The sequence below is a fragment of the Rufibacter hautae genome, assembly GCF_008271695.1.
In the GTDB taxonomy this organism is placed as follows: Bacteria; Bacteroidota; Bacteroidia; order Cytophagales; family Hymenobacteraceae; genus Nibribacter; species Nibribacter hautae.
In genome coordinates this window covers 1,373,900-1,396,687 of record NZ_VKKY01000002.1, presented here as the reverse complement: position 1 = coordinate 1,396,687, position 22,788 = coordinate 1,373,900, and the positions used below count along the sequence as shown (strand labels likewise).

37 protein-coding genes and 1 pseudogene are annotated in these 22,788 nt (G+C 49.2%); 26 read left to right on the top strand and 12 right to left on the bottom strand.

Annotated elements, in window-relative coordinates:
- Positions 1-173: 173 nt before the first annotated feature.
- From FOA19_RS14710 to FOA19_RS14685, 6 genes are all read left to right on the top strand, one after another.
- The gene (locus FOA19_RS14710; protein ID WP_149091541.1) at positions 174-599 is read left to right on the top strand and encodes a hypothetical protein; all 426 of its coding nucleotides are present in this window, start codon (positions 174-176) and stop codon (positions 597-599) included.
- Entirely contained in the window at positions 596-1,429 is an 834-nt protein-coding gene (locus tag FOA19_RS14705) for a hypothetical protein (RefSeq protein WP_149091540.1), read from the top strand. The genes FOA19_RS14710 and FOA19_RS14705 overlap by 4 nt, the downstream gene beginning before the upstream one ends.
- Before the next feature lie 18 nt (positions 1,430-1,447).
- The gene (locus FOA19_RS14700; RefSeq protein WP_149091539.1) at positions 1,448-1,672 is read left to right on the top strand and encodes a hypothetical protein; all 225 of its coding nucleotides are present in this window, start codon (positions 1,448-1,450) and stop codon (positions 1,670-1,672) included.
- 81 nt (positions 1,673-1,753) lie between these two features.
- Positions 1,754-2,566 carry a hypothetical protein gene (locus FOA19_RS14695; RefSeq protein WP_190300413.1) on the top strand — a complete coding sequence of 271 codons (813 nt, stop codon included), beginning with the start codon at positions 1,754-1,756 and terminating at the stop codon, positions 2,564-2,566.
- Positions 2,567-2,731: 165 nt separating this feature from the next.
- Positions 2,732-3,286 (top strand): hypothetical protein, encoded by a 555-nt coding sequence (locus FOA19_RS14690; RefSeq protein ID WP_149091537.1) that lies wholly within the window; start codon positions 2,732-2,734, stop codon positions 3,284-3,286.
- Positions 3,283-3,489, top strand: a complete 207-nt coding sequence (locus tag FOA19_RS14685) for a hypothetical protein (protein ID WP_149091536.1) — start codon at positions 3,283-3,285, stop codon at positions 3,487-3,489. The genes FOA19_RS14690 and FOA19_RS14685 overlap by 4 nt, the downstream gene beginning before the upstream one ends.
- On the opposite strand, the gene FOA19_RS14680 is transcribed toward FOA19_RS14685, so the two are convergent.
- The 3 genes and pseudogenes from FOA19_RS14680 to FOA19_RS23575 all read right to left on the bottom strand — a co-directional run bounded on the left by FOA19_RS14680 (position 3,471) and on the right by FOA19_RS23575 (position 5,209).
- Positions 3,471-4,130 carry a hypothetical protein gene (locus FOA19_RS14680; RefSeq protein WP_149091535.1) on the bottom strand — a complete coding sequence of 220 codons (660 nt, stop codon included), beginning with the start codon at positions 4,128-4,130 and terminating at the stop codon, positions 3,471-3,473. The two genes, FOA19_RS14685 and FOA19_RS14680, sit on opposite strands and share 19 nt — an antisense overlap.
- Before the next feature lie 12 nt (positions 4,131-4,142).
- Positions 4,143-4,676: a hypothetical protein gene (locus FOA19_RS14675; protein ID WP_149091534.1), complete on the bottom strand. Its 534-nt coding sequence runs from the start codon at positions 4,674-4,676 to the stop codon at positions 4,143-4,145.
- Between the two features lie 44 nt (positions 4,677-4,720).
- Positions 4,721-5,209, bottom strand: a pseudogene (locus FOA19_RS23575) (ATP-dependent Clp protease proteolytic subunit).
- A 210-nt stretch (positions 5,210-5,419) separates the two neighbouring features.
- On the opposite strand from FOA19_RS23575, the gene FOA19_RS23410 reads away from it, so the two are divergent.
- Positions 5,420-5,593, top strand: a complete 174-nt coding sequence (locus FOA19_RS23410; protein ID WP_190300412.1) for a ribbon-helix-helix domain-containing protein — start codon at positions 5,420-5,422, stop codon at positions 5,591-5,593.
- A 207-nt stretch (positions 5,594-5,800) separates the two neighbouring features.
- Here FOA19_RS23410 and FOA19_RS14660 read toward each other — a convergent pair whose 3' ends face one another.
- The 3 genes from FOA19_RS14660 to FOA19_RS14650 all read right to left on the bottom strand — a co-directional run bounded on the left by FOA19_RS14660 (position 5,801) and on the right by FOA19_RS14650 (position 8,572).
- Positions 5,801-6,472 carry a class I SAM-dependent methyltransferase gene (locus FOA19_RS14660; RefSeq protein ID WP_149091531.1) on the bottom strand — a complete coding sequence of 224 codons (672 nt, stop codon included), beginning with the start codon at positions 6,470-6,472 and terminating at the stop codon, positions 5,801-5,803.
- Positions 6,473-6,972: 500 nt separating this feature from the next.
- Positions 6,973-8,073, bottom strand: a complete 1,101-nt coding sequence (locus FOA19_RS14655) for a hypothetical protein (RefSeq protein WP_149091530.1) — start codon at positions 8,071-8,073, stop codon at positions 6,973-6,975.
- Positions 8,045-8,572 (bottom strand): hypothetical protein, encoded by a 528-nt coding sequence (locus FOA19_RS14650; protein WP_149091529.1) that lies wholly within the window; start codon positions 8,570-8,572, stop codon positions 8,045-8,047. Before FOA19_RS14650 ends, FOA19_RS14655 begins: the two co-directional genes overlap by 29 nt.
- A 354-nt stretch (positions 8,573-8,926) precedes the next feature.
- On the opposite strand from FOA19_RS14650, the gene FOA19_RS14645 reads away from it, so the two are divergent.
- The 4 genes from FOA19_RS14645 to FOA19_RS23405 are packed head-to-tail and all read left to right on the top strand — an operon-like array spanning position 8,927 to position 9,938.
- Positions 8,927-9,370 (top strand): hypothetical protein, encoded by a 444-nt coding sequence (locus FOA19_RS14645; protein WP_149091528.1) that lies wholly within the window; start codon positions 8,927-8,929, stop codon positions 9,368-9,370.
- Positions 9,371-9,377: 7 nt separating this feature from the next.
- Positions 9,378-9,500 (top strand): hypothetical protein, encoded by a 123-nt coding sequence (locus FOA19_RS23685; protein ID WP_262713907.1) that lies wholly within the window; start codon positions 9,378-9,380, stop codon positions 9,498-9,500.
- 6 nt (positions 9,501-9,506) lie between these two features.
- Positions 9,507-9,737, top strand: coding sequence for a DUF4468 domain-containing protein (locus FOA19_RS23765; protein ID WP_149091958.1), 231 nt, complete (start codon positions 9,507-9,509; stop codon positions 9,735-9,737).
- A 51-nt stretch (positions 9,738-9,788) separates the two neighbouring features.
- Entirely contained in the window at positions 9,789-9,938 is a 150-nt protein-coding gene (locus FOA19_RS23405) for a hypothetical protein (protein WP_190300411.1), read from the top strand.
- Between the two features lie 35 nt (positions 9,939-9,973).
- Here the strand turns inward: FOA19_RS23405 and FOA19_RS14635 are convergent, their stop codons facing one another.
- The 4 genes from FOA19_RS14635 to FOA19_RS14625 all read right to left on the bottom strand — a co-directional run bounded on the left by FOA19_RS14635 (position 9,974) and on the right by FOA19_RS14625 (position 11,712).
- Positions 9,974-10,279 (bottom strand): hypothetical protein, encoded by a 306-nt coding sequence (locus FOA19_RS14635; RefSeq protein ID WP_149091527.1) that lies wholly within the window; start codon positions 10,277-10,279, stop codon positions 9,974-9,976.
- A 138-nt stretch (positions 10,280-10,417) separates the two neighbouring features.
- On the bottom strand, positions 10,418-10,888 hold the full coding sequence (locus FOA19_RS14630) for a hypothetical protein (protein ID WP_149091526.1): 471 nt from the start codon (positions 10,886-10,888) through the stop codon (positions 10,418-10,420).
- Positions 10,889-10,971: 83 nt separating this feature from the next.
- Positions 10,972-11,133, bottom strand: a complete 162-nt coding sequence (locus FOA19_RS23400) for a hypothetical protein (RefSeq protein ID WP_190300410.1) — start codon at positions 11,131-11,133, stop codon at positions 10,972-10,974.
- 6 nt (positions 11,134-11,139) lie between these two features.
- Positions 11,140-11,712, bottom strand: a complete 573-nt coding sequence (locus FOA19_RS14625; protein WP_149091525.1) for a hypothetical protein — start codon at positions 11,710-11,712, stop codon at positions 11,140-11,142.
- Positions 11,713-11,805: 93 nt separating this feature from the next.
- Between FOA19_RS14625 and FOA19_RS14620 the strand changes: the two genes are divergently transcribed.
- The 14 genes from FOA19_RS14620 (at position 11,806) to FOA19_RS14560 (ending at position 19,964) form a co-directional block, all read left to right on the top strand.
- Positions 11,806-12,129, top strand: coding sequence for a hypothetical protein (locus FOA19_RS14620; protein WP_149091524.1), 324 nt, complete (start codon positions 11,806-11,808; stop codon positions 12,127-12,129).
- Positions 12,130-12,148: 19 nt separating this feature from the next.
- On the top strand, positions 12,149-12,631 hold the full coding sequence (locus FOA19_RS14615; protein ID WP_149091523.1) for a hypothetical protein: 483 nt from the start codon (positions 12,149-12,151) through the stop codon (positions 12,629-12,631).
- A gap of 113 nt (positions 12,632-12,744) precedes the next feature.
- A complete protein-coding gene (locus tag FOA19_RS14610; RefSeq protein WP_149091522.1) occupies positions 12,745-13,323 on the top strand; it encodes a hypothetical protein in 579 nt (192 codons plus the stop codon).
- 3 nt (positions 13,324-13,326) lie between these two features.
- Positions 13,327-14,253: a hypothetical protein gene (locus FOA19_RS14605; RefSeq protein WP_149091521.1), complete on the top strand. Its 927-nt coding sequence runs from the start codon at positions 13,327-13,329 to the stop codon at positions 14,251-14,253.
- Positions 14,254-14,292: 39 nt separating this feature from the next.
- The gene (locus FOA19_RS14600; RefSeq protein ID WP_149091520.1) at positions 14,293-14,694 is read left to right on the top strand and encodes a hypothetical protein; all 402 of its coding nucleotides are present in this window, start codon (positions 14,293-14,295) and stop codon (positions 14,692-14,694) included.
- Positions 14,675-14,827 (top strand): hypothetical protein, encoded by a 153-nt coding sequence (locus FOA19_RS23395; RefSeq protein WP_190300409.1) that lies wholly within the window; start codon positions 14,675-14,677, stop codon positions 14,825-14,827. Before FOA19_RS14600 ends, FOA19_RS23395 begins: the two co-directional genes overlap by 20 nt.
- Positions 14,828-14,836: 9 nt before the next feature.
- Positions 14,837-15,250, top strand: a complete 414-nt coding sequence (locus FOA19_RS14595) for a DUF6712 family protein (protein WP_149091519.1) — start codon at positions 14,837-14,839, stop codon at positions 15,248-15,250.
- A 1-nt stretch (position 15,251) separates the two neighbouring features.
- Positions 15,252-16,190 (top strand): SprB repeat-containing protein, encoded by a 939-nt coding sequence (locus FOA19_RS14590; RefSeq protein ID WP_149091518.1) that lies wholly within the window; start codon positions 15,252-15,254, stop codon positions 16,188-16,190.
- 32 nt (positions 16,191-16,222) lie between these two features.
- Positions 16,223-17,227, top strand: coding sequence for a hypothetical protein (locus FOA19_RS14585; RefSeq protein WP_190300442.1), 1,005 nt, complete (start codon positions 16,223-16,225; stop codon positions 17,225-17,227).
- Entirely contained in the window at positions 17,109-17,753 is a 645-nt protein-coding gene (locus tag FOA19_RS14580) for a hypothetical protein (RefSeq protein WP_149091516.1), read from the top strand. Before FOA19_RS14585 ends, FOA19_RS14580 begins: the two co-directional genes overlap by 119 nt.
- Before the next feature lie 134 nt (positions 17,754-17,887).
- Positions 17,888-18,178, top strand: a complete 291-nt coding sequence (locus FOA19_RS14575; RefSeq protein WP_149091515.1) for a hypothetical protein — start codon at positions 17,888-17,890, stop codon at positions 18,176-18,178.
- A gap of 204 nt (positions 18,179-18,382) precedes the next feature.
- Positions 18,383-18,679 (top strand): hypothetical protein, encoded by a 297-nt coding sequence (locus FOA19_RS14570; RefSeq protein WP_223808910.1) that lies wholly within the window; start codon positions 18,383-18,385, stop codon positions 18,677-18,679.
- Between the two features lie 27 nt (positions 18,680-18,706).
- Entirely contained in the window at positions 18,707-19,288 is a 582-nt protein-coding gene (locus FOA19_RS14565; protein WP_149091513.1) for a hypothetical protein, read from the top strand.
- A gap of 70 nt (positions 19,289-19,358) precedes the next feature.
- On the top strand, positions 19,359-19,964 hold the full coding sequence (locus FOA19_RS14560; RefSeq protein WP_149091512.1) for a hypothetical protein: 606 nt from the start codon (positions 19,359-19,361) through the stop codon (positions 19,962-19,964).
- Positions 19,965-20,232: 268 nt separating this feature from the next.
- Here FOA19_RS14560 and FOA19_RS14555 read toward each other — a convergent pair whose 3' ends face one another.
- Both FOA19_RS14555 and FOA19_RS14550 read right to left on the bottom strand, forming a co-directional pair.
- Complete coding sequence (locus tag FOA19_RS14555; RefSeq protein ID WP_149091511.1) at positions 20,233-20,430, bottom strand: hypothetical protein; 198 nt, start codon at positions 20,428-20,430, stop codon at positions 20,233-20,235.
- A gap of 449 nt (positions 20,431-20,879) precedes the next feature.
- Positions 20,880-21,191, bottom strand: a complete 312-nt coding sequence (locus FOA19_RS14550; protein ID WP_149091510.1) for a hypothetical protein — start codon at positions 21,189-21,191, stop codon at positions 20,880-20,882.
- A gap of 415 nt (positions 21,192-21,606) precedes the next feature.
- Between FOA19_RS14550 and FOA19_RS14545 the strand changes: the two genes are divergently transcribed.
- Positions 21,607-22,704: a T9SS type A sorting domain-containing protein gene (locus tag FOA19_RS14545; RefSeq protein ID WP_149091509.1), complete on the top strand. Its 1,098-nt coding sequence runs from the start codon at positions 21,607-21,609 to the stop codon at positions 22,702-22,704.
- The last annotated feature ends 84 nt before the right edge of the window (positions 22,705-22,788 follow it).

Sequence of the window (22,788 nt, the reverse complement as noted above, 5' to 3'; positions counted from 1 at the left end):
TATGTCTCAGGGAGTGGTAGGCCTCCTGTTTAGACATCCCAGAGTCAATGAAAAGGCGGATAGCTTCCTTCTCTGACTCTTCTAAAGATTGGTACGTCTTTCCGTACCTCAATCTTTCCCTAAGTGCTTGGAAGACCATGTGATTGCAAATAATTGAAGGAGAAATTAAAGTAATGGAAAAAGTATCACAAACCCTAACCGTTGCCCTGTACCCGGTCTGTCCGGAGAAAGGCGTTTTCCTACACTGGAAGAACCAACTCGGCGGCATTGATGGCTGGTACTTCGGCGGCAAGAAGAGCACCCGCCTGGATACTGAGAGCATTGCCACGGTGGTAAGCCATGACGGCCGCAAAGAGCGCAGCACCGGCAAGACAGCCCGCGAGTTCTGGACCGTGCGGTGCGGTGGCCTGATCGTTGACCAGGTTGAGGCCAAACGCCAACTCTACCAGAGCCCGCAGGTGCAGATGTGGAATCCGGACGGTTCCTTTACTGATGTGGAAGTGGTAGCAGGTTCCTTCACCATCATCAACGAAAGCGAGAAGAAGCGCTTGGTGACGCTGGAAATCCTTCTGCCCAAACCTAATGCGCTGGTACGATGATAGAGCTTTACATTGAAGGCCAGCGCATGGACCTGGGGCCGGATACCATCATTGCCCGTACCTTCCAGCAGAACTTGCTTTCCTCACAGGGAAGCGTTGACAGCCCGTACACCAACTCCTTCAGCCTGCCTTACACGAAAAACAACGCCCGGGTGCTGGAGAACCCTGAAGATCCAACCAGCCTCTCAGACAAGCCTTATGTGAAACTGGACACGGTGATCAGGCAGCACGGCATTGAGCAGTTTCCCAACTCCATTGCCGAGGTGCAGGGCTTTGAGGAAGGCGCTTACCAGGTGCAGGTGTTCGCCGGCGCGGTGCCGTTCTTTGAGCTTTTGGGAGACAAGACACTGCAGGAGCTGGACCTGAGCCAGCACAACCACATGTGGAACTTCGCCCATGTTGCCACCGGTGGGTTGGATGGGATGTACATCTATGACCTGATTGACCGGGGCAAGCCGCTGGACCTTTCCAAGGTGCCCCCGTCTTTCCTGTACCCGTCTATTTTCGCCATAGCCATCTGGGTGCGGATCTTCCTGGAAGCGGGTGTGGGTGTGGTTATGAAAGCCCATGATGACCTTGAGCGCCTGGTGCTGCCTTTCTGCAACGAGAAGCCGGTGCACAACCAAGGTTGGATTGAGGCCCATACCGCTACCTACCCGGTCACCTCCACCGTGCGCAAGGGCGAGACCTACACCGAGAAGGAAGTGCCCGTGCCTACCCATGGTGTGCTGAAGCTGACCATGGACGTGGTGCTGAACAGCATGGAAGGCCCGGTGGACGGCTTCTTTGGTTTATTCCGCAACGGCGTGCCGGTGCCTTTCTCCCAGTAGAAGACCACCTTCAACACGTTGGGCGCCCATTCCTTCACGGCTACCATCCCGATTGAGATGGGCACGGACCTGAGCGGGCTAACCGTGGAAACGCACCTGCCTTCTTCCTCAGATACCACCTATGCCTATTCCTCTTTCGACTTCACCGTGTCCTATGAGGAGGAAGTCTACTACGGCACCGAGTGGGACCTTGCCTTGAACCTGCCTGACCTGAAGCAGAAGGACTTTGTATTAGCCCTTTGAAAGATGTTCGGCTGGTCTTTGGTGTATGAGCCTTACTAAGGCGCCATCCATGTGAAGCCGTTGGCTGATGTGCTTGGGAATATGCCTCAGGCAAAGGATTGGAGCGGGAAGATTGACTACTCCACCCGCCCGAAACTGGCCTATATGCTACCTGAAATAGCCATCAAAAACCTTTACACCTGGGCAAAGGACGAAACCGTGCCCGCCGGACTAGGTGACGGGGTGCAGATTGCCTCCAATGAGCACCTGGAGCAGGAACGAAAAGCGATGGAGCTGCCCTTTGCCGCCTCTGAAATGCTCAATGACCTGCTTAAAATAGGCCAGTTTTACAGAAACAACCCCATTCTGGAGACACCCTACACCATGACAGTGCCCAATATGGTGGCTCGGGAGCAGATTCCTGAGATTGGGGACATGGAAACCGTTCTGGTAGAGGATGCCAGCGATGACCCTACCGTGCCCAGTGGTAGTGCCATCTACACATTTTACCGGCAGGTGTCTTCTGACCAACCAGATACCTGGGTAAAGGAGGAACAGGAAGAGTATTACATCAATGGCATAGAGCCAAGGATTGCCCTTCTCACCGATACCACACGGACTTTTACACTCAAACAAGGCATTATCACTCAACAGGTAACGCGCAGGGTAGCGGACTTCACAGGCCTGCACTTTGCCGTGCTTCTGCCCAAGTACCACGAGATAACACAGCGGGTGCTTGCCCGGGTGCAGCTCTTTACCGTGAACGTGCTGTTGACTGCCCAAGACTTTGCAGAACTGGACAGCACCGTGCCCATCTGGATTGAGCAGTTCAAAGACTACTATTACCTGAATAAAGTAACCGACTACACCTCCGAGGCTGTGCCTTGCGAGGCTGAACTGATAAAACTGAACTAACATGCCACAAATCATTCTATTGGCCCTTGGGCTTATCTCCTTAGGTATTAGCCTTGGGCAACATGGGAAACCCAAAGAATGCATGCACAATGCATGGCCTTCAGTATAATCATTTATAATCACTCTTGCCCTTTTGATTTGGGGTGGGTTCTTTGAATAACAGCTATGGCAGACATGAAAGAAACAGCCATCTTCGAATTGAAGATAGACGCCGGCGCATCGGAGAAAAGGATTGCGGAACTCACCACTGACCTGATTAAGGCCAAAGAAGCCAAGGCGGCATTGGATAAGCAGTACAAAGCTGGTGAATTGTCAGCCGAGGAGTACGGGAAACAGACCGCCGAGAACAAGCGTGCCACTACTGCCCTGACCACGGAGCTTGGGGCAGAGACCAAGATACTGGCCATGCACACCAAGCAGACCAAAGAGGCGGTAGGCTCCAATAACCAGATGCGTGCGCAGCTCTTGAGCCTTACCCAGCAGTACAATGCCCTGAGCAAAGAGGAGCGGGAGAATGCTGAGATCGGCGGCGTGCTGCAAAAACAGATACGGGAATTGTCTGATGCCTTGAAGGAGAATGAAAGCGCCGTAGGTGACAACCGCCGCAACGTGGGGAACTATGCCGGCAGCATTCTACAGGAGGTGGATGGCAACGGCTTATTAGCTACGGTGACCCAAGTAGCCACAGGCGCGCGCAGGAGACCTTCACCGCTACCATGAACTTCACCAAGGCTTCCTTGGCAGGTAACGTGACCGGCTGGAAAGCGCTGAACTTGGTGATGAAGGCCAACGTGCTGGGCATTGTCATCACTGCCTTGGCCGGCCTTGTTGCATTCCTTACCAGGACGCAGGAAGGGATAGACTGGGTGAGCGCCAAAACTAAAGTTGTTGTAGATGGAAGCCGTCAGTTGAACTGCTTCTGATTATCGTCAACCTGCTCCTGGAAATCAGACTGGCCATAGTAAAGGCCGGGCAGGAACACATTCATTGCATAATCCACGGCCAAATCACCAGCTGGCACAGTCACCGGGCGAAGGATGTTATCCTGGTCACTGTCAGGCAATGCAACTCCGGCAAGTACTTGCTTCCAGAAACCATCCAATTGGTTGATTTTTGCGCTTGCGTTGGCGGTATCGCCCAAAGTGGCAATGGTCACTTTGTCACGTTTACAAAAAGGGCCTCCTAAAGCTTTCAGGATAGCCTCAATGTCGGTGTCGGTGAGGTCGCTCACATCGGCGCCAACTTTACGGGCAAGCTCAGCGATTGTACCGGCGAAGTCTTCGGCGCAATAGTGCTGAAAAATCTCCAGATTGGTAAGGTCCATGAACTTCTCGCACATGTGCACGCCGCCCTCGTCAGGAGTACCGCAGCCGGTACGCTTGCGGGTAACATCCTCAACCATTGAGAGCATGTACATCTTCTCCTTGGTCTTCTTGTCCGTCAGAACGGTAAAGCCCAAGGAAGTCAGTTCCGGTGAGTTCAGAACCTCTTTGATGATGGCCTGACCGATTGATTCAGGCTCTTTACCGTTGTAGGTAACGTTTAAGTCAATAGTTGTTGCCATGTTACTTATTTGCTAGGGCTTATAGGCGTTTTTCTCTTTGGACAAATTTTCGGGTTCCGGCTTGTCACCGGAGAAGTTCTGGGGAGGCGTGGTCTGCTTCTGCCCACCGCCTGGTACTTTCTTCTCAAGGGCAGCAATCCGGCTCTCCAAGGTGGGCACCTTAGCGGCTGTGGCGTTGGCCGCCTCCAGCTGGCTTTTCAGGTCAGCAATCTCCTGGTCTTTGGCAGCCAAGGCAGCAGCGGTATCTTCACCGCCTTCTGAGGCATCGGCGATCTTAGTCACAGCGCCTTCAGCTACCGTTATGGTGCGGCCGTCAGACAGCTCGTGGGTGCCATCGGCTACCGGGGTTTCCAAGACTTCGTAAGTGAAGACCGCGGTGCAAACCGCCAATTCACCGTCATAGTAGATGGTGCTTTCATCTGCCAGGGTGGTCGAGGCTGCCACTACAGTGGTTTCTTCCACGGTGTTCTTGGCCCCATTCCAAAACAAGCCTTTAAGGCCGTTCACGATCTTATCAGCAAGGCTGGATTGTTGCTCTTCAGTCATTGTATTTTCAGGTTGATTATGCTTGGTTTCAGGCCGGTAGAAGGCTAGTGGCTTGGCGGCTGCCCTTGCCCTGCCGCAGGTGCGGAGGCTAAGTCTGCGTTGAGGATAATGGAATCAACCCAACCTTGGGCCAGTGCCTCAGAAGAGGAGATGATTTGGTCCATTTTAAGTTGCCCCTCAATCTCCTCCTTTGGCTTGCCTGTTCTGGATAGATAGGCGCCTACCAGGATGCTTTCAAAAGAATCATGGGTGGCGGCGTCCTTGCGCAGGTCATCGGCTGTACCGCCCGTGGCTGGCATTTATGGCTTATGGGCGCACCAGGTAGAAGCCTCGAGGGCTTTCAGCATCCCCGGGCTCGCGGCCATGGCGATGAAAGTGGCGATGCTATAGCACTCCCCTTCGTTGATCACCTCAATGATGGAACCGGCTTTGCGCAGGTCCAGGAGTCTGTTAAAAATCTTAATTCCCTCGGCAACGTCACCGCCGGGGCTCCCTATGTGCACTATTACCCGTTCAGGGTTCGGCAGATCCATCAGGTGCCACTCCAGTTCATAGGCCATAAAACCCGGCCACCATCCCTACCCTTCATCCAGGAGGCCGATATGGGAATCAATTTTGATGTGTAGATCTTTCGCCAAGTTTGTGTACTTTCTTCATGAAGAAGTAGCACAAAATTGGCACTTTAGTTGTATGAAAGCTATGGTTTAGTTATATTTCTATATACAATACATATACAGGTGTTTATGCCAGAAAAACTGGCTAAAAAGGAGACTTATATACCTGTTACTAATTTGCCTGAGCCGGTTAAGAATGAGTTCCTGGAGATGTGCAAGGATTTGGGCTATAACCAGACGGAATACATCCGGCACGTGGTCAGAAGGGACGTGCAGAAATGGAAGGAGAAGAAGGCGGCATGAAGAAGACTGAGGAGAAACCCAGCTACGACCAGCTATAAGCCGAGCGGGACGCAGCGGTCAGGAGACTGGAAGCCGTTAACGCCATGGTGGCCTTTGCCGAGTTCAACAACCATCGGGAACCGTGCCGCCAGATGAAGCAGCTTTTGACCGAGGCAGAAAAAAAATGAAGGTAGTTCTATGAAAAAAAAGGCTTTAATCGGGCCTTTGCTATTGGAATATTTCCCTTATCGCGAAGCTTGGATGGTTATCAATCTCCATGGTTAAGTAAAGGATTTCCCAATTATACTTTGAGCAGAACTCATATACGGCTTCTATCACACCGTACCTAACTATACCATCCCAGTTGCCGATTATAAAGTCATGGCCAGCGATGATGCCCCCCGGCTTGATCTTAGGCCTCAATATTTCGAGCTCTTTGATGGTTGTCTTATAGGAGTGGTCGGTATCAATATAGACCCAATCAAAATAGCTATTTTCGAATCTAGCCACCACCTCAGTGGAAAAACCAAGGTTTATCTTAACCCGGCCAGAACCGATTTCGGTCTTGAACTTATCCTCAACATGCTTCCGTTTGTTCTGGTTATACCTCTCGCTGTCCCATAAGTCAACCAAGTGCAGTTTCTGTGGCTCACATAGCTTGAGGATCAACTCTGAAAAGCCTCCTTGGTCCACCCCTAGCTCGGCAACTACCCCGTGTTTGGGCAGCAACCTGAGTAGTTCTACCCGGTTAGACAACAATTTGGTGTTCTTTATACTTTGTGAAGGGATATTGGTTCGGGGGATGCTTTGGGAAATGGCCTTATTATTCTCTTTCACCTGAGCTACCACAGCCCGGTATACTTTACTTTTCAACCAGCCGGGGACTAACTTCTTGATCATTTCCTTAGCAGTTTTAAAGAATAATTACTTGGTCATGTTTTCGCTACCAATCCTCCCCCATTTGAGATAATTTCCTTCTAATTAAATTATTTTTTCTATAAAAGTCAAAATACATCTTTATTGAGGAATCCTAGGAATAAAGATTGCCGTGAATGGGACCGCAACGATTGGTTCTGGGACAGCAATAAACCGAAGCTGTCATGGGCCTATTGATTTTTGCGCTGTTTGGGTTGTGGAAACTAGTGAAGTGGGTGTTTGGATGAGCCCGCAATTTTGCGGAGTCAGAATGGAACTTTGTTTTACTATATATATTTATCTTATTAATAACCCTGATTAGCGGAGAGCATAGAAAGGGGTTGCCATAAATTAAGCTGCTTCTTGCGCGAGGCGGTGAGGATTTCCGAGGAAACCACGAGGTTGGGCCATCCTTTTATTTTAAGCCAAAAGAAAAGCCCCGATCTCCTGAGGCTTTTTATTTTTTGAATATAATAATTTATCACTTAAACACCAGCCAGCTTCCGATTCATTGCCAACAATTCCTTGAAAAAAATAAAAGCGGCCGTAACCCACATTAAGCAGATAATATACAAACTACTTTTTTCTGGAAGAAAATATATAATTCCCATATATCTATCTTTAGAAATTATATATGGAATGACAATCAATGTACCAGATGCAAGAAGAAAACCAATGCCAGTTTTTAGCCATGGCTTCTTTGAATTATTTTTCATAAAACTAAAAAGTTTAGAATAATTTATGAAAGATAAATATGGCAAAAGGTTAACAGTAAATGGTATATTTAAAAACAATGCATTAGCTAAGTGAAATACACAGGCAATTAAAAGCCATAAATTCCACGCTTTCCTGGAGGCAAGCAGAAATAAAAAGCCTGAAAGTTCAAAAGTTATTGCGGCATAATCGAACACATCTAAGTAAACAAAAGGAACTGTAAATATATAGGGAGCTAATGCTAAGGTTCTTTTTAATTGATAGAACCCTGGGTAGATCCATGAAGCAAAGCCATTTGTGCTAAAATCAAAGTCAACCCAATTAAGAGCCTTCTCATAACCCGCAGTAAACATCCCGAAGCAAATAAAAACGCTTAACAAAGAAAGGCTTTTATAAAATGTTTCTTCTTTAACTGGCTTGTCTGGGTATAAAGCTAAGTCAGATCCCCAACCAGAGAAGGACATGCACATCAAAAAAATGTATAGTAATATATCGTGGTCAATCTTACCAAAAGAATAAACGAAGCTATTGCCTAAGCTACTTAAAACTAAGAAGATAATAGTAAACAACCTCGCTTTAATGCCTAAGGTAATACATATAATGCTTGCCAATAAAATAAAATCAATGGTTTGCAGTAAGCCATTTGAAGGGAAACTGCTAAATAGGTTGCTGATACTCAATAAAGGCGGATCAAACAAAATAGAGGGAATAGTCTCAATCCACCCATAGGTGCGTATGCTGAAAAATAAAATAAATAAACCTGCGATTATACGAAAAGCGCAGAGTGAACTTATACTGGAACTCGTAGATTTGATAATTCTCTCCCAAAACCTTTCGTTCTGCTTATTTATTAGGTAGTATAATTTTTTCATTTGAGAGTTTCTTACTTAACAATCGGTTGGCTTTAACAGAGAATGTTGATGTAGTTTTAAATGCTTTTAAAAACCCAGGAGTGAATCCTTGCTCAACCAGTTTAGAATCAAGCCATTTGGAGAGTTCCTCCTCATCATTGGCATCTATAATCTTGTCTCTTAAGACTTTAAATTTTTTCAACAATTGAACCAAGCCTCCTTTATCATTTTCAAGCGGGTTTACTCGGCCAAAATCATTTAATAAAATTGGATTCATATACTGTACTGGAATGGGAAAGAAGAAACGGACGGGATTCACTTCTTTCAAAGTACCGTTTGGTGTCAATCCATATAATTCAGTACTATTAACCTCTAACGTATCAGACATTAGCTCCAGTTTGGTAGCTCCTGACGGCAATAGTAATGCTGGATAAGGCTCCAAATGCTGGGTTTTGATTCTTAAAATAAATGGAAAAAATAAAATCAGAAATAAAAAGAAGGTAGATTTTACCGAGAACATATTTTTTTGTATGGGATATACACAAAGCCGCACGCGCAGCCATTAAAGTATTCAACCAATTTTTAAACATTAATAATTATTGAAAAAATACATTTAAAGAAACAAGCAGATATTATAATCTTCAAAATTAAAGTTTTTTAAGATTATAAGCACAAAAATAGTAATGCATTTTTTAATGTGTCATAAATAATGCTTTTCCTTGTTTTTTTTAACTACTCTAAATCATCAGTAAGACAATGCTTCAACTCACTTACACTGAAAAGCAATGTTTTGGTTTAACTGCTTTCCCCAATGTCCCCAATCAAAACAAACGCTATCTTTGGGAAACTTCAAATAATCCCAATATTCAATTCAATGAAAAGACTATTACCGCTGATCTTCTTCGTATTCTTAGCAGTATTCTCCGGCTGCGGAGACAAAGACAAGAATGAGGCTATCTCAAAAATCGATGAAACCAAGAAGCTTTTGATAGGTCGTTGGATTTTAGCAGAGGGTAAAGAGGAGTTCTACGACTCCAAAGGGCAATTATTTGAAACCGGGCCTCATGTTGCAAACGGAGTAGAGTTTGAGTTTTCCCAAACCAAGCTAGATATCTATGTTGCCAACCAACCAAGCCTCCAACTCACTTACACAATAGAAGAAAGGCAAGGCAAGGTATTTTTGATCTTGGAAGGTCCGCTTGGAAGTGAATCTGAGGTAATATCAATCACTAAAGAAAACCTTACACTGCAGGCAATCTATCCAACTACCGCGGAATATCACAAAGCTGTATTAATCTTAAACTATACCCGTAAATAAATACCTAATGAAAAGACTATTAACCTTCCTGATGCTGTTGCTGCCGTTCCTGGCTATGGGGCAAGATTTACCAATTGACAAAGAAACCGGCAAGGTTAACTTCACAGAAGTTGTACCCGTGGAATCTTAAACCCAAATACAACTGTATACCCCTGCCCGCTCATGGTATGCCAGCACTTTCAATTCATCAAAATCAGAATTTGAAATTGATGACAAGGAAACGGGAGTGCTAATGGGCAAAGGGTTTAGTGATATCATCGTTACCACTCTCATCCCTGTGAAATTGAAACTTTGGTACACGGTAAAAGTTGAAGTGAAGGACGGTAGATACCGGTATCAAATGACTGATTTCAAGTATGAGGGATAACCGAACTCCACTTTCCCCAATCCGGCGCCACCTGCACCAATAGAAAAGTTTGTGGTAGAAGGCCTTCTTGTTAAAAAAGGCAGAGAGAAGAGCCTACCAGGTCAGTACAAAGCTGAATTTAACAAAACTGCAAAAAGACTGATTGAAAGTCTTAAAACAGAAATGGCGCAAAGTACAGCGGCGAAAAAAGAAGACTGGTAAAAGAAAAGGGGAGACTAAGCATCTCCCCTTTTCTTTTACCTCTGTGAAGTTCTGGCCTGAACCCACTGTTCATTTTTCAACCCTGCACAAATATCAGAAATACCTACAACAGGCCGCGGCATTTTAGCCATGGCAGCGGCAAGCCTTCCGTAGTCAATTTGCTGCGGCACAACTTGCGGCACCATTGCAGGGCTCAAAGCTTGTTCCATGGTGATTTGCTTATCCGATGCCGGCAAGATGATCCCACCTAAAGCGCCGTAATTGGTTGGCCCTAAAGGAACGCCGCCGCCCAACTGGTTGATGATGGAAGCCATTGAGAAGAGCACCGGGTCCTTGGTCACGCCTTTAGTCAAAACCGCCTCATCCCCTTCCACCTCAATATTGCTGAACCGGCCAGTTCCTCTGATACCTCCCTGCGCATGGGACGGGCCGCGCAAAACACCGCCTCTTGCCCCTTTGAACTTGGGCGCTCTCGGGGCCTAATCCTCTGACAGTAGAGCTTTTGCTTGGGCGATGTTTGCCAGTACAGTGGCCACGGTGGTGGTAATGGCCAACAAGTTAGCGGGAAAAGGTCCTGCGGCTGCGGCTTCTGCAATACCCGCGGTGATGGCACGCGCTGAATTCACCCCAATCTGGAAGATGGCTATGGCCCGCTGAAACTCTGCCGCCTGCTCACTCTTACCTGCAGCAATTTCAATAAGACTTGATAAAGCATTTGATGTCTGGATTGCCACATTCATCTTCTCAATCTCAAGCAACTTCTCCTTGGTGTATTTGGCAGCGTCAATCTTAGCCTGGGCACGAAGGGCAGCCTCTTCCTCCGTCTTCTTCCGGCGCTCTTCCATGGCGGCAAAGGTGGCTTGGTTCATATCCCTAAGTTGATCCTTTACCCCCTGATTGCTATTCTCATGGAACACGTCCATCTCGCCCAGGTACTTCAACTCCTGCAAGGCTGACTTCTCATAAAATTCAGAGCGTAGCTTAAGGATCTCCGCATTGGCCTTCAGCTCATTTAGCTTGCGTTGCTCACGGCTCAGCCCGTCACCCCGGTTCTCAATCTCAGCTGCTGTTTAATAAGACGTTCCTGAATGTCCAGATACTCGCGGGTGCCTTCCTTGGCAAATAGCAACTCAGCTTCAATGCGCGCCTTGGCGGCTTCCAGTCGCTGCATCTCCAGCTCCTTAGACTTCTGCAAAGCCTCCTACTCCAACTGGTAGCGGTTGGTGATGGTCTCATTCTGCCGGCCAAGTGAGTCCTCCCGAATATCTGCCTGCTCGTTTTCCGCTTCTTTGATCTTCTGCACCTCATCATTCCGGAGCTTGTCAATCCCGCCGCACAGGTTGGCTTCCTGCATCAGGATATCCACTTGCCGTTGGGCAAGGTCTTCCAAGGTCTTCAGGCGCCGCTGTTCCAATTTAGCTGCTTCCTCCTTGGCTTTCTTCCTTTTGTCTATGCTGTTGAACTCGTTGTCCCGGATGTTCTTCTGAGCCTCAATGAGGCCTAACAGCGTTTTGTTTGTGGCAATGTTGTTGATGCGGTCTTTCTCAAGGCGCTGTTGCTGGCGCTCAATATTCTCCCCGGCTTTCGCCACAGCCGCCATCTCCTTGCCTAACTGGGCAGTTTTGCCTATCACATCCTCCACCCCCGGGGACATCTGGAAGAGCCCGTTATTCACCTTCTTCAGGTCCCGGTTCTGCATGCCTTCCCAGATCATGGCAAAGGCCTTAATCCGGTTCATGAGGTTGGTTTCAATGAAGCCTATCAGGTCTTTCAAGGCCTGCTTAGGATTGTCAAACGCATCAAAGATCACTTTCCCAAAGCCGGCGAGTTTATCGGTCAGGAACGTGAAGACGGTAGTCAGGCCTTTGTGCAGTCACTGACTAAAAACAAAGCCCTGGAAAGCTCATGGATCACCATGCAAGACAGTGTTAAAACCGTGTCCTTCATGGGAATTCCGGTGGTTAAGGTTGCTATCTGGGACCAGAAAGTCAAGAGCCTTTTAGGTGGCGTACTGCCTCACCGTGGTGTGTTGTTCTTGAAGGACGCAGTGCAGATCTGGAACGACACCGACACCGAAGACGCGGTGATGGACTTCTGGTACGACAAAACCACTGACAAGAACTACCTGCGCATTCGCTACAAGATGGGCGTGGGTTACTTTGACGGTGCCCTGGTTACAGTTGGTTACTAATCCAAAGGAGGTATAAGAAATGGCAGATAACTGCGCAGTACCAGTAGGAGGGATCAAATTAGATCCCCCTTGCGATGCCCTACGGGCTCCCGGCGGGGTGAAAAAAGAAGCGTACATCGGTAGCCTTTCTGAGGTAGCCGGTTACACGCTGGACGCCACTAGCAAGGCTCTGAAAACTTTGACCTTGAAATCAGGTGCTAAGCTTGGTAAACTCATTGGGCGCAAGCTGAAGAACAGCACCAGCACCGGTCTTGAGGTAAATGAGTATATCACCTTGTTCCCGCACAACTTCAACTTCGTGGCCTATGCCAAAAGCCAGCTTGACAAGGAAACCATTGAGAAGCTTTCCAAGGTGGAAGACTTGTTTGCCATCGTGCACAACAATGACGGCACCTTTGAGGCTTTCGGTTTAGCCGGTGAGAACGGAGTCTTGGGCAATGGTCTTTCCATGACTAGCCTTGAGCATGCTTCAGGTACAGCCTTAACAGACAGAAGACCTTGAAACTTAGGCTTCTTTGGTTCAGAGACCAAGCTTCCTCTCAACGTGGAGCTGGGTGCTGACGAAATATCTACCCTGGCAGCACTTGAGGCAATGCATACCGCTGCGGCTGTCTAATGAGCAAAGAGGAGCTACTGGAACGGGCTAGGTTGTGGCTACAGATACCATACCCTAAGAACAGGGCAACGGCCAACATTCAGGAGTTGAACATCCTCTTCAACGCAATTACCGGAAGAAATGTGGATTGTACCAGCTGCAACTTCAATGCCATGGCAAGCGAGCTGCAGCGGTACACCCTCAACCCTGATTCAATCATTGTTTACCCTACACAGCAGGAAATCATGGCTAATAAAACCACCAAATACCAAATCTCTAAAGCAGCAAAAGCCAATAACGTGGGCACGGTAGTCCTTGTGCACGATAATGGCGCAACAGAGGCAATCACTCTTGCCTCCATGACAGATGAGCAGGCGGACGGAATCGCTAACAGTGAGCAGTTCAAGCATAACGTGGAGTTGGTAAACCATTCTTCTGACGAAGATGATGCGCCAAAACTCACTGAAAAGCAAAAGCTTCAGGCTCAGTACGAAGAGTTGTCCGGCGAGAAGCCAGACGGGAAACTCACCATCGCACAATTGGAGTTGAAAATTACAGAGCTGGAAGAACTAGGTAACAAAGAAAACGGCGGAGAATAATTCATGCTTGCTCCCATCAACAAAAGGATGAAGAAGGCGAAGGCCCAGAACGTAAAAAACTCTGGGCCTTCGGCAAATAATGCCCCTGCGGTAAAGGTAGGGGAGGCCAAGGTGATTAAGTTCGGCGCCAACGACAAGCTGCCGCATGAGATCATTGACGCCCTGCGCGCCTCCGGTAACGCCAAGCGGTGCTGGAAGAAGCTGAATTCCTTCATCCAAGCAGACGGTTTCGCCGATGTTGATGAGGCAGAGCGCCAGGTGAACCCCAACGGCGAGATCGCCGACACCATCCTGGACTGGATCAGCTCAGACTACGCCGCTTTGGACGGCTTTGCCCTGCGGGTGAAGTATGACCTGGCCGGCAATGTGGGCGAGATCTACCACGTGCCGTTTCAGACGGTGCGCAAAATGGATGACGGCACGTACCTCGTAAACCCTACCTACGGCAAGAAGCAGTACAAGAAAGACCAGGATGAGATAGTCCCTGCCTATGACCCTGAGAACTGGGACGAGGTGATTGCTATGGCAGACCCGAACGTGGAAGGCAGCCAGAAAGGGCAGCTGTTCCATGTTTACCGGCCTGCCACTGACGCTCCGGTGTACCCTGTTCCTGACTTCTGGACTGAGGCCGGGAGGTTGGACATTAAATCAGACGCTCAGATCAGCAAGTCAGACCATAAGGCGCTAAAGAAGAACTTCCGCCCGCCGTTCGTGATGTTCATTCCGGGCCTCAATGCCACCCAAGAGGATGAGAACGGGAAGACAGAGGTGGATTATGCCACTGAAGTTGTCGCAGAAATGATTGACCCCGAGAATGAAGGTGACCCTGTGGTGATAACTGCAGATGTAAAAGAAGCAGCTCCTCAGATTCTTCCTTTTGACAATACAAAGGCACTGCTTTCCATCGACGGCAAGCGGGGCACCATTTGACGTGCTGTTTGCCGCCACTTCGGGCTTCCTCCGGTGCTAGTGGGCTTTTCAACTGAAGGGCAGCTGGGCAACAACCAGGAGATGCTGAATGCCATTTCCCTGGTGCAGAACGAAATCAACGGCAAGCAGCGCGTGATTCAGCGTATTTTTAAGAAACTGTTGCCGGACGGTGAGTGGACCGTGAGCACTCTTTCTCCATTAAAGGTCATTCCTCCGGAAATCTGGGCCATGATGACCGATGAGGAGAAGCGCAACTTCGGGGGAATGTCTCCTTTAGATAGCACCCGCTCCAAGGAAGCCGACAAAACCCTTCAGGCCTTGAACACACTTCCTTCTTATGTGCGCAGCAAGGTAATGGACGCTATGAGTGCGGCCCAGATTCTTGCCTTAGCAGGCCTTTTACCAGAAAACAGCTCAAACAATGCAGATAACCAAGGCTGATATCGCGCTTTACGCTGACTTCACCGTCAACATCCCTGATGCGAAGGTGGACTTCCAGATCAAGGACGACGGTCTCATGGACGTGGCGCCAGTCATAAACCGGGAGAACTACAACCTGCTTCTGGATTTATAGCCTTTGCCGGTGGAGCCGCCTGTAGAGGAGCCCACTAAACCGGTGCTTACCCCATTGGAGGAAGTACCCGCCGAAGAAGTACCCACAGAAGAGCTGCTTCCAGTGCTCGTAGTGGACCTGCACGCTTTCTATGCAGCCGTGGTGCCTTTCTGGGCCATGTGCGCCTACAAGCGCCTGTTCTTCATCCATGGCATAGACGTGACGCAGGCAGGTATCACCTCACCGAGAGGACAGGATTATGAGCAGATCAGCGACAAAAGGAGAGGGGAGATCCTGGGGCAGATCCGCTCCAAGGTCCATTTCTACCAGTCAGAACTAGGGACATACATGCGGGCCAATAATTTCCTGCCAAAGGTGGATGCCTGTCATGAGGCTCCAAGGAAATTAAACATCGGGGTTTTCATCGCCAAAAGAAGAAGATAACATGGCCCTTACAGAACAACAACTCTTAGATAAGATTGCCGAGGTGCGCAATGAGGTCTTGGAAGGCGGCAACACCCGCGGCCGGATCGCTGACCTGTTCACCAACCTGATGGGATGGGTGAAGAGTCTGACGCCTGGCACCCCATTAACGGTAGGTGCATCCCAAGTACAGGCGACCACCTACGGCGGCAACAACGGGCAGGTGACCATCACCCCATCGGGAGGGTCTGGCATGTACCGGTACCGACGTGATACTTCCCAACCATGGACCCCAACGCCACAGTCCGGGCCTTTCACCTTCACTGGTTACTCCCCTGGCGCTACCACCGTCTATGTGCAGGACAGCGACGGCAACACCGCCCAGTCCACCGTCACCGTGCGCCAGGCTGCCCCGGTACTGGCGGGCAACCTGACCATTGACGCCGCCAAGACGCTGGACTGGCCTTTTGATGCACGTTTCACCAACCGAACCGACTACGAACTGAGCACCAACAACGGCGGCTCCTACGCCACGCCTGCGGCAAAGCCTGCGGTGCTGGCACCTGGCACCTATGCGGCCAATGCACTGCGCCTGCGCATCAAATCGGGCAGTACCTATAGCGCCTCCAACTACCTCAGCAACCCTGCGCCGGTGACCATCGCCGCGCCGGAGCCGGTCTACAACCTCCAGCTGACCCATGGTCAGAGCGCGGACGGGATCACCCTGACGGCTTTGGCCGGAGTGGTGCTGAAGTATAACAGCCCGCAACCGGCAGGCGACCCATTCCCCGCCACCATGGAACTGTTCGCGGGAAGCACGCCCATCGGCTCGGTGGACTTCAACACGCCTTACATCGGGCAAATATGCGGCATCACCTACAACGGGGTGACTTACCACAAAACATTCGTCAACGGACAGCTTAACATCCTAGCAAAATGGCGCAATTACCTACCGGCTTAATAATAGGCAGTTTCACAAGAGCCAATCTGGTCTTGGCGGACCAGACATGGAAAACCAACCTACGGGCCGTCTACAAAACGAACAACACCCGCAACGGGTGGGTTTCCTACAAACCGAGTTCCGCTTTCCCGGCGGTGACCCAGCTGGAGACCGGCACCTTCTACCTTCTGGACGTTGCCACGGCCTTTGACCTTCCCGGCTTTGACCTTCCCGGCTTTGACCTTCCCGGCATGGGCCTAACCGCCACCAGCGCCACGGCTGAGATCCTACTGGTAGATGAGGCCCCAACCGAAAACAGCGTGAACCTGGTTAGCTCCGGTGGAATATGGTCATATATTAAGAACTTCTTAGGGACAGCCAAACTCACCACAACTGCCACTACTATCAAAAAGGCCATCAATGAACTGGTGACTTCCGTAGGCAAGCGCGTCTTCATGGGGACGGGCATCGGGCAGAACACCTCAAATGTGGTAAAGATCGAATGGAGCGACAAAGGGTTGAAGGTGACGGTGGACGAGACTGACTTAGGGGTTGTCGCCTTTAAATCCGACATAAAAGATGCCCCGGCCGGGTACTCTTGGTCAAAGGAACCAGACCTGACAGTAACCAACGGAACCGGGGGAGGCACAGTAAACCTTGCCGCCTCCAAGGTGACCTACAACGGGACCACCACAGACAAGGCCGCGACCTCTTTCCCCTTTAACAACGCTGCCGCTGGCAAACGCCGAAGAGACCTCTATTACCTGGACACCACCCTCAGTCCTACCGTTTTCAAGCAGAAGCTAGGAGATGAGGTGGAGGTAACCAAAGCTGCCCCAGACCCGGAACTCCCTGCAGGGGGCCTGTTGGTAGGCTTCGTGAACGTGGCAGACGGGGGGGGGGGGGGCGGCTCCGGACAACTCCAGTCTGCCTACTCCCGTGGCCGGGCAACAGGGGTACGCCCTCACGCTGAACTCGGCCCTGAAGATGGTTTGGGCGGCCATCGTGGCCACGGCGGGCGGGACTGCCACCGGGGCCCTGCAATACCGGGGCGCTGATGGTAAAGTGGCCGGTACTTACCTGCTTCAGTTTGGTACCACCTCCCGCGTGTTGAAGGTAGGCTCTGCCGGCCTCTCCGGCAAGTTCGAGGTGGTGGCTTCGGAGTCCGTGCTGGAGGCGCAGGACAACCAGAAACTGGAGATCCTGCTCAACACCAACATGGAAAGCGCCCTGGAGATCAAGGACAAAACAACGGGCAAGATGTTCCTGAAGGCCCGCACCAAGACCAACGATGAGGTTATCGTGGCGGTGGAGAAATTCGACACCGATGCGCTCATTGGCGTATCTTACAAGGTGCGGCAGGGTAAGGTGGTGACCACTTCCACCGTTAAGGCGTTCCTTCAGCAGCCCAACACCTCATCTGACATCCTCATCACCATGCCCTTCAACGGGAATGCCCTGCTGATGGTGACCAACATCATGGGGGTGGACGCGGACGGGCTGATCATGGCCTCCATAGAGATGAAATCCACCTTCCGTAAGTCGGGCGGGGCCGTCTCCCAGGTGGGGCGACCACCATCGTGAAGGAGACTGGCGTGACCGGCACCACGGCTGGGGTGGAGGCGAGCGCCGCGAACGACGGGGTGAAGATCTACGTGGTGCCTGCCACCGCCACGGCCCTGACCTGGGTGATGTTATAACCAGTACATGAAACTGTAATGACCAAGATCAAAGGGTTCAAACTAAGGGGGGGCCGGTACACCGGGATCAACCTGGCCGACATACCGGGGGCCTACTTCTGGATGGTTCCCAGTGAGAACACCGCGTATTTCCAAGGCCTGCGCATTCAGTCCATCCGGTCTTTGATAAATGGTATCACCCTCACCGGGGCCAGTGACCGGAACGTGTACGAGACCACCTACCAGAACGGCAGGCCATACATAACGACCATAGATCAGGCAGCGGACATCACGGACGGCACGCGGACAAACTGGAATTTCCTGCACTAGGAGGAGAGTTACTCCCTGTTCGCCGTGTTCAATCCCAACAGTCTGCTGATAGGGGCCACCACCCGGAACCTGTTGGGCACCAAGCAGACGCTTGGAACGGCGGCCGGTTTCTTGGTTCAGCTCCCATACAGCTCCGGCAGCCCGAACAGAATCGTAGTCAGCCGGTAGGGCAGCAACAACTTCAACAGCGCCGTGAACGCCTACATGCCTGGGCAAAACAACCTGATAGAGTTGCGGCACACAAAGACCGGCAGCACAAGCAAGTTCGAGATGTTCGTTAACGGAGTATCGGTCGGTGCGGCGACAACTACGACCGTGGCCGACGTGGCGGGCTACTCCACCAACGCCTTCAACCTTTCGGCAGGCGTTTCCACGGCATCCTACCTGGGCAGCTACGGGGAGATTTTCATTGTGAAGAACACCGGGAAGACCGAGACCCAGGTTCTGGAGGAAAGTACCATCATCAAAACTTATTTCAAAAAGTACCGGATCACCGCTTAAACTAAACTTTACCTCGCTCCACTAAAAATGAACAAAGGCGGCTTCTTATCGGAGATCTTCCAGCAATGGGGCTTTACCAACGGCCGGGACTATCTGATCACGGTCCTGGGCATCAAAGCCATGCCTGCCTGGTCTTTGCTCCTTAACTTGGTGGGAGCCGCCGTTACCGGCCTGTTCGTCTTCATGGCCAAGTGGGTGTGGGAGCCGCCGGGGGCCGCGCTGCTTATCATCGGCATGGAACTGCTGAACGCCCGCTACGGCTACCTGGTCTCCAAAAAGATCAAAGGAGAACCATTCAGCGTGAAGAAGTTCCGCCGCACCTTCGGGATGGTGGCATCTGATGTGCTGCTGCTCTCCATGATCCATCACGCCATCAAGTTCTACCCAAATTACAGCCCTTTGAGCCATCTGCTCTTCGGTTGGCTATTCCTACATCGTGCGCAGGATATTCTCAAGCACATGACGGACTTGAAGCTGCAGGACGGGGGCTTGGCCGGCTTCCTTAGGCGCTGGCTCATGAACCGGCTTCGCTCCGAGGTAGGGGCGCACATCGTGGACAACATCCAACTGGAGGAACAAAAGGAATCTGTACCCATCAAAGCTGAATAACATGGCAACCGCAGCCTTCTACAACCAGAACAAACAGGGCCTGTTTTAGGGAAAACTGGCCCAACCCCAGGTGGACACCATCAACGCCCTCATCGCTGAGTGCCGGAAAAGGAACGTCACCGATTTAATGCAGATCGCCTACGTGCTGGCCACCGTTTTCCACGAGACCGGCGGACGGATGCAGCCGGTGTTAGAGAACCTGAACTACTCGGCCCAAGGCCTGGCCAACACTTGGCCCAGCCGTTACGCCGTGGTGCCCAAGGCAAAGGTGAAGGTGCCCACCGCCCTGGTCAAGAAACTGGCCCACAACCCCAAGGCCATTGCCAATAACTGCTACGCCAACCGGATGGGCAACGGAGATGAGGCAAGTGGGGACGGGTGGAAGTACCGCGGCCGGGACCTTTGCCAGACCACGGGTAAGGTCAATTACCGCCGCTGTGGGGTGCATGCCGGGGTGGACCTGGTGCAGTTCCCTGACCGCATCATGGAGCCGGCCATTGCCGCCTGCAACATCGTGTGCGGCATGCGGGACGGCTGGTTCACCGGGGCCAAACTGAGCGACTTCATCAATGCCCAAGGGACGGATTACCTGGGCGCCAGAAAGATCATCAACGGGACCGACAAAGCGGCAAAGGTCGCAGAGGAGGCCCAGGCTTTTTACAATGCTTTAACCTAAACCTATTCACTTATTTCAGGATTTATCTCCAAGATAATTCTAAATAACTATTTTGGTTTATACATGGATAATATTTTAAATAGGTTGTTTTATGAGTTTTATTGATTGTTAGAATTATGTTTTTGTCTTCTTTGTAATTTATATAAATTACCAAATTCAATATGTTTTGTTCTTAGTTAATTAGAAATATAATTCATTGTAATTAACTTGAGTTGATTGCAATCTTTAAGAAAGTTATAAACTTTTTTTTGGGTCTTTTTTTGAAAATTTATTCTGGAATTCTTTTTTCTTTCTTTATTGTTTCAATTAATTGACTAATATAATTGCGTCCTTCTTGAGAGACCCTAATAAATCCTGTTTCTTGTTTTGATATATTTGATATAGGTGGTTCAATGTATTTCTTCTCCAAATATCCTAATCCATCCGTAAGGAGATGATGTAGAAGGTGTTCTAATCCAAGAATCATATTTTTAAGTTTTAAGTCTCAAATATTCAATTTAGGTAGTTTGATGTGAATATTCTTAAAAGAATAAACTAAAGATCATTGATTTGATTAATAAGAAAATTAGTTAAGGGTTTAGTCATGATGCGGGTTAGGGAACTGGGTATTTTGACTTCAACCTATGATTACTTCTACTTATGACGATATCTCATTCTTAATTCCCAAAGCTTATCATACCTAGGCAATAAGTCTCTGCTGAAAAATTGAGCAGTTATTAAATAATCTTTGTTGTTACGTGGAGAAGGTATATTATATGATCTGGGATCTAAAATGACAGGTTTAAAAATTCTTTTACCTGAGCTTAATTTTACACTTACCCATAATCTCTTAAACATTAATTCATCGTTTGAAATGAATTCAGCTTTACTGGTAATATTTTGCTTTTAAATGTCTGTTATAAACTGTTCACTTTCTTATAATTCTATTGCTGGTTCACACTTATGAGTGTATATAATTGTTTGAAAGTAATAGTCATTCCCAATTCCAAAACTGATTTCTGTAATAGTAACAGGTCTAAAACATACATTAGCAACTAAGATACTTAGAATATTTATTTCTTTTTTGTCTTTAGTTTCTCTGCACTCAATAAACAATCTAATTGAGGAATACTTTCTCTTTTTTAAAGTACTATTTAATGCTAAAATTGTGGAAAGGACTGCAGCATACACTGCTGCATAAGCCTCCCAGTTACTTGGATTCATTATTTTATCAATAGTAGTTTCCATTTGAAATTAATTTTGGGAGGTGCCTTTGGGTAAGAAGTGGATTATAGAAAAATGGGGTTCACAGCTACCCAAAATATAGTATGTACTGTAGGTAGCACCTCTACATTTGAAACAACAGAAATTCTAGCAGAATCCGTATCTTTAGGGAATGATGGGGTAACCCATTGTTTCGTAGGAAGACCCTGGCCATTGGCTGGGGTTTTCTCGTTCTCGGGGAAAATATTTTGCCATTGTTTTACCAGAACTTCCTAGAGCGGCCAAAAACTGGGTTTAATGAGTCTAATGAAGGTGTTTCGACCAAGCGTACTTTAACTTTTCTTTAACAGACTTTAACGGAGTCTTAACCTCTTTCCAAGAAGATACCCGGTAATATTGTATGAATCAACACCATAGCTCCACCTAAATTACAATTGTTATGAGAAAGAAACAATACACATTGCTAAGCATGTTCACCCTGCTGCTGCTTGCCTCAGCCGCCTTTCTACCAGCCCAGGCCCAGGAGAAGGCGAAGGAGAAAGACAACGAGAGAACCAAGGCTAGCCAAGGCAAACAGGCCCGGGTGAAAATAGTGAAGCAGGAAGGGGACACCTACTTTGTGCTGGACACTACCCTCACCATTGCCGAGGGAATGACGTATGAGGAGGCAGTGAAAAGATTGGAGGCCAGCGGCGTCCCCTTCAAATGCATGGGAGCAAAAGAGCTGAAACCTCTGAGGTTATCTACCGCTAAAGGATTTGAAAGCACCCGTTACCTTGCCACCGGAGGTCAGGATTCCCTTAGAGCTGTGGTGTTCAGGAGAGCGATTTCAGATACCATTTTCACCAAAGGTAACCCTTGCAGAATCTTTGAGGCCCGCACCATAGAGATTGACAGTCTGATAGGAGACAGGATCCAGGCTGTAAGGATGATGGGCCATCCGGCGGTCTTCCGCGAAACCACCAGGATTGATTCCCTCATAGGTCCGCATAGGTTCATCAGGATAGACAGCGTCCTTCAACTGCAAGCCGATACGTTTCATTTGAACGAAACCATAAGGGTTGAGAAGGAAGGTGCCGAGGGCAACCTGAAAGTTATAAGAGTTAGGCCTGGAAGGGCAGGAGAAGCCTTGGAAACCGGAGAATACAACGTCATTAGACTCAGGAACTCTGACCAGAACAACATCATCATCCTCAGACCATCTAAAGCGAGTAGCCCGATTGATAAGAAGCAGTCTTTGAAAGCTTCCAAGAAGAGCAAGAAGAAAAAGGCCGAAGTGCCGGCCAAACTGGACCTGCAGTTCTTCCCCAACCCCACCAACGGGGAGGTGAATCTTACCTTCTTTTCGCAAAAGAAGACCAAAGCACAAGTACGAGTGGTAGACAGCCAGGGCAAGACGGTGCACCAGGAAGACCTAGGCGCGGTGCAGGGGCAATACTACAAACGGCTGAATTTGGCCAAATACGGCAAAGGCATTTACGTGGTGCAGCTACAGCTGGGGAAGACCGCCCAATCTGGAAAAGTAGTGGTGCAGTAAAAGTTTTATCAATAGGTTTGGTAAGGAGGCCTGGAAGTAATTTTCAGGCCTCTTGTGCGTTTACTACATACTATTTTTACACGC

What these genes read in the sequence shown, in the direction of transcription:
- FOA19_RS14710 (WP_149091541.1), top strand. Translation starts at nt 174, where the DNA reads ATGGAAAAAGTATCACAAACCCTAACCGTTGCCCTGTACCCGGTCTGT.
- FOA19_RS14705 (WP_149091540.1), top strand. Translation starts at nt 596, where the DNA reads ATGATAGAGCTTTACATTGAAGGCCAGCGCATGGACCTGGGGCCGGAT.
- FOA19_RS14695 (WP_190300413.1), top strand. Translation starts at nt 1,754, where the DNA reads ATGCCTCAGGCAAAGGATTGGAGCGGGAAGATTGACTACTCCACCCGC.
- FOA19_RS14690 (WP_149091537.1), top strand. Translation starts at nt 2,732, where the DNA reads ATGGCAGACATGAAAGAAACAGCCATCTTCGAATTGAAGATAGACGCC.
- FOA19_RS14685 (WP_149091536.1), top strand. Translation starts at nt 3,283, where the DNA reads ATGAACTTCACCAAGGCTTCCTTGGCAGGTAACGTGACCGGCTGGAAA.
- FOA19_RS14680 (WP_149091535.1), bottom strand. Translation starts at nt 4,130, where the DNA reads ATGGCAACAACTATTGACTTAAACGTTACCTACAACGGTAAAGAGCCT.
- FOA19_RS14675 (WP_149091534.1), bottom strand. Translation starts at nt 4,676, where the DNA reads ATGACTGAAGAGCAACAATCCAGCCTTGCTGATAAGATCGTGAACGGC.
- FOA19_RS23410 (WP_190300412.1), top strand. Translation starts at nt 5,420, where the DNA reads ATGCCAGAAAAACTGGCTAAAAAGGAGACTTATATACCTGTTACTAAT.
- FOA19_RS14660 (WP_149091531.1), bottom strand. Translation starts at nt 6,472, where the DNA reads ATGATCAAGAAGTTAGTCCCCGGCTGGTTGAAAAGTAAAGTATACCGG.
- FOA19_RS14655 (WP_149091530.1), bottom strand. Translation starts at nt 8,073, where the DNA reads ATGAAAAAATTATACTACCTAATAAATAAGCAGAACGAAAGGTTTTGG.
- FOA19_RS14650 (WP_149091529.1), bottom strand. Translation starts at nt 8,572, where the DNA reads ATGTTCTCGGTAAAATCTACCTTCTTTTTATTTCTGATTTTATTTTTT.
- FOA19_RS14645 (WP_149091528.1), top strand. Translation starts at nt 8,927, where the DNA reads ATGAAAAGACTATTACCGCTGATCTTCTTCGTATTCTTAGCAGTATTC.
- FOA19_RS23685 (WP_262713907.1), top strand. Translation starts at nt 9,378, where the DNA reads ATGAAAAGACTATTAACCTTCCTGATGCTGTTGCTGCCGTTCCTGGCT.
- FOA19_RS14615 (WP_149091523.1), top strand. Translation starts at nt 12,149, where the DNA reads ATGGCAGATAACTGCGCAGTACCAGTAGGAGGGATCAAATTAGATCCC.
- FOA19_RS14610 (WP_149091522.1), top strand. Translation starts at nt 12,745, where the DNA reads ATGAGCAAAGAGGAGCTACTGGAACGGGCTAGGTTGTGGCTACAGATA.
- FOA19_RS14605 (WP_149091521.1), top strand. Translation starts at nt 13,327, where the DNA reads ATGCTTGCTCCCATCAACAAAAGGATGAAGAAGGCGAAGGCCCAGAAC.
- FOA19_RS23395 (WP_190300409.1), top strand. Translation starts at nt 14,675, where the DNA reads ATGCAGATAACCAAGGCTGATATCGCGCTTTACGCTGACTTCACCGTC.
- FOA19_RS14590 (WP_149091518.1), top strand. Translation starts at nt 15,252, where the DNA reads ATGGCCCTTACAGAACAACAACTCTTAGATAAGATTGCCGAGGTGCGC.
- FOA19_RS14575 (WP_149091515.1), top strand. Translation starts at nt 17,888, where the DNA reads ATGACCAAGATCAAAGGGTTCAAACTAAGGGGGGGCCGGTACACCGGG.
- FOA19_RS14570 (WP_223808910.1), top strand. Translation starts at nt 18,383, where the DNA reads ATGCCTGGGCAAAACAACCTGATAGAGTTGCGGCACACAAAGACCGGC.
- FOA19_RS14565 (WP_149091513.1), top strand. Translation starts at nt 18,707, where the DNA reads ATGAACAAAGGCGGCTTCTTATCGGAGATCTTCCAGCAATGGGGCTTT.
- FOA19_RS14555 (WP_149091511.1), bottom strand. Translation starts at nt 20,430, where the DNA reads ATGATTCTTGGATTAGAACACCTTCTACATCATCTCCTTACGGATGGA.
- FOA19_RS14550 (WP_149091510.1), bottom strand. Translation starts at nt 21,191, where the DNA reads ATGGAAACTACTATTGATAAAATAATGAATCCAAGTAACTGGGAGGCT.
- FOA19_RS14545 (WP_149091509.1), top strand. Translation starts at nt 21,607, where the DNA reads ATGAGAAAGAAACAATACACATTGCTAAGCATGTTCACCCTGCTGCTG.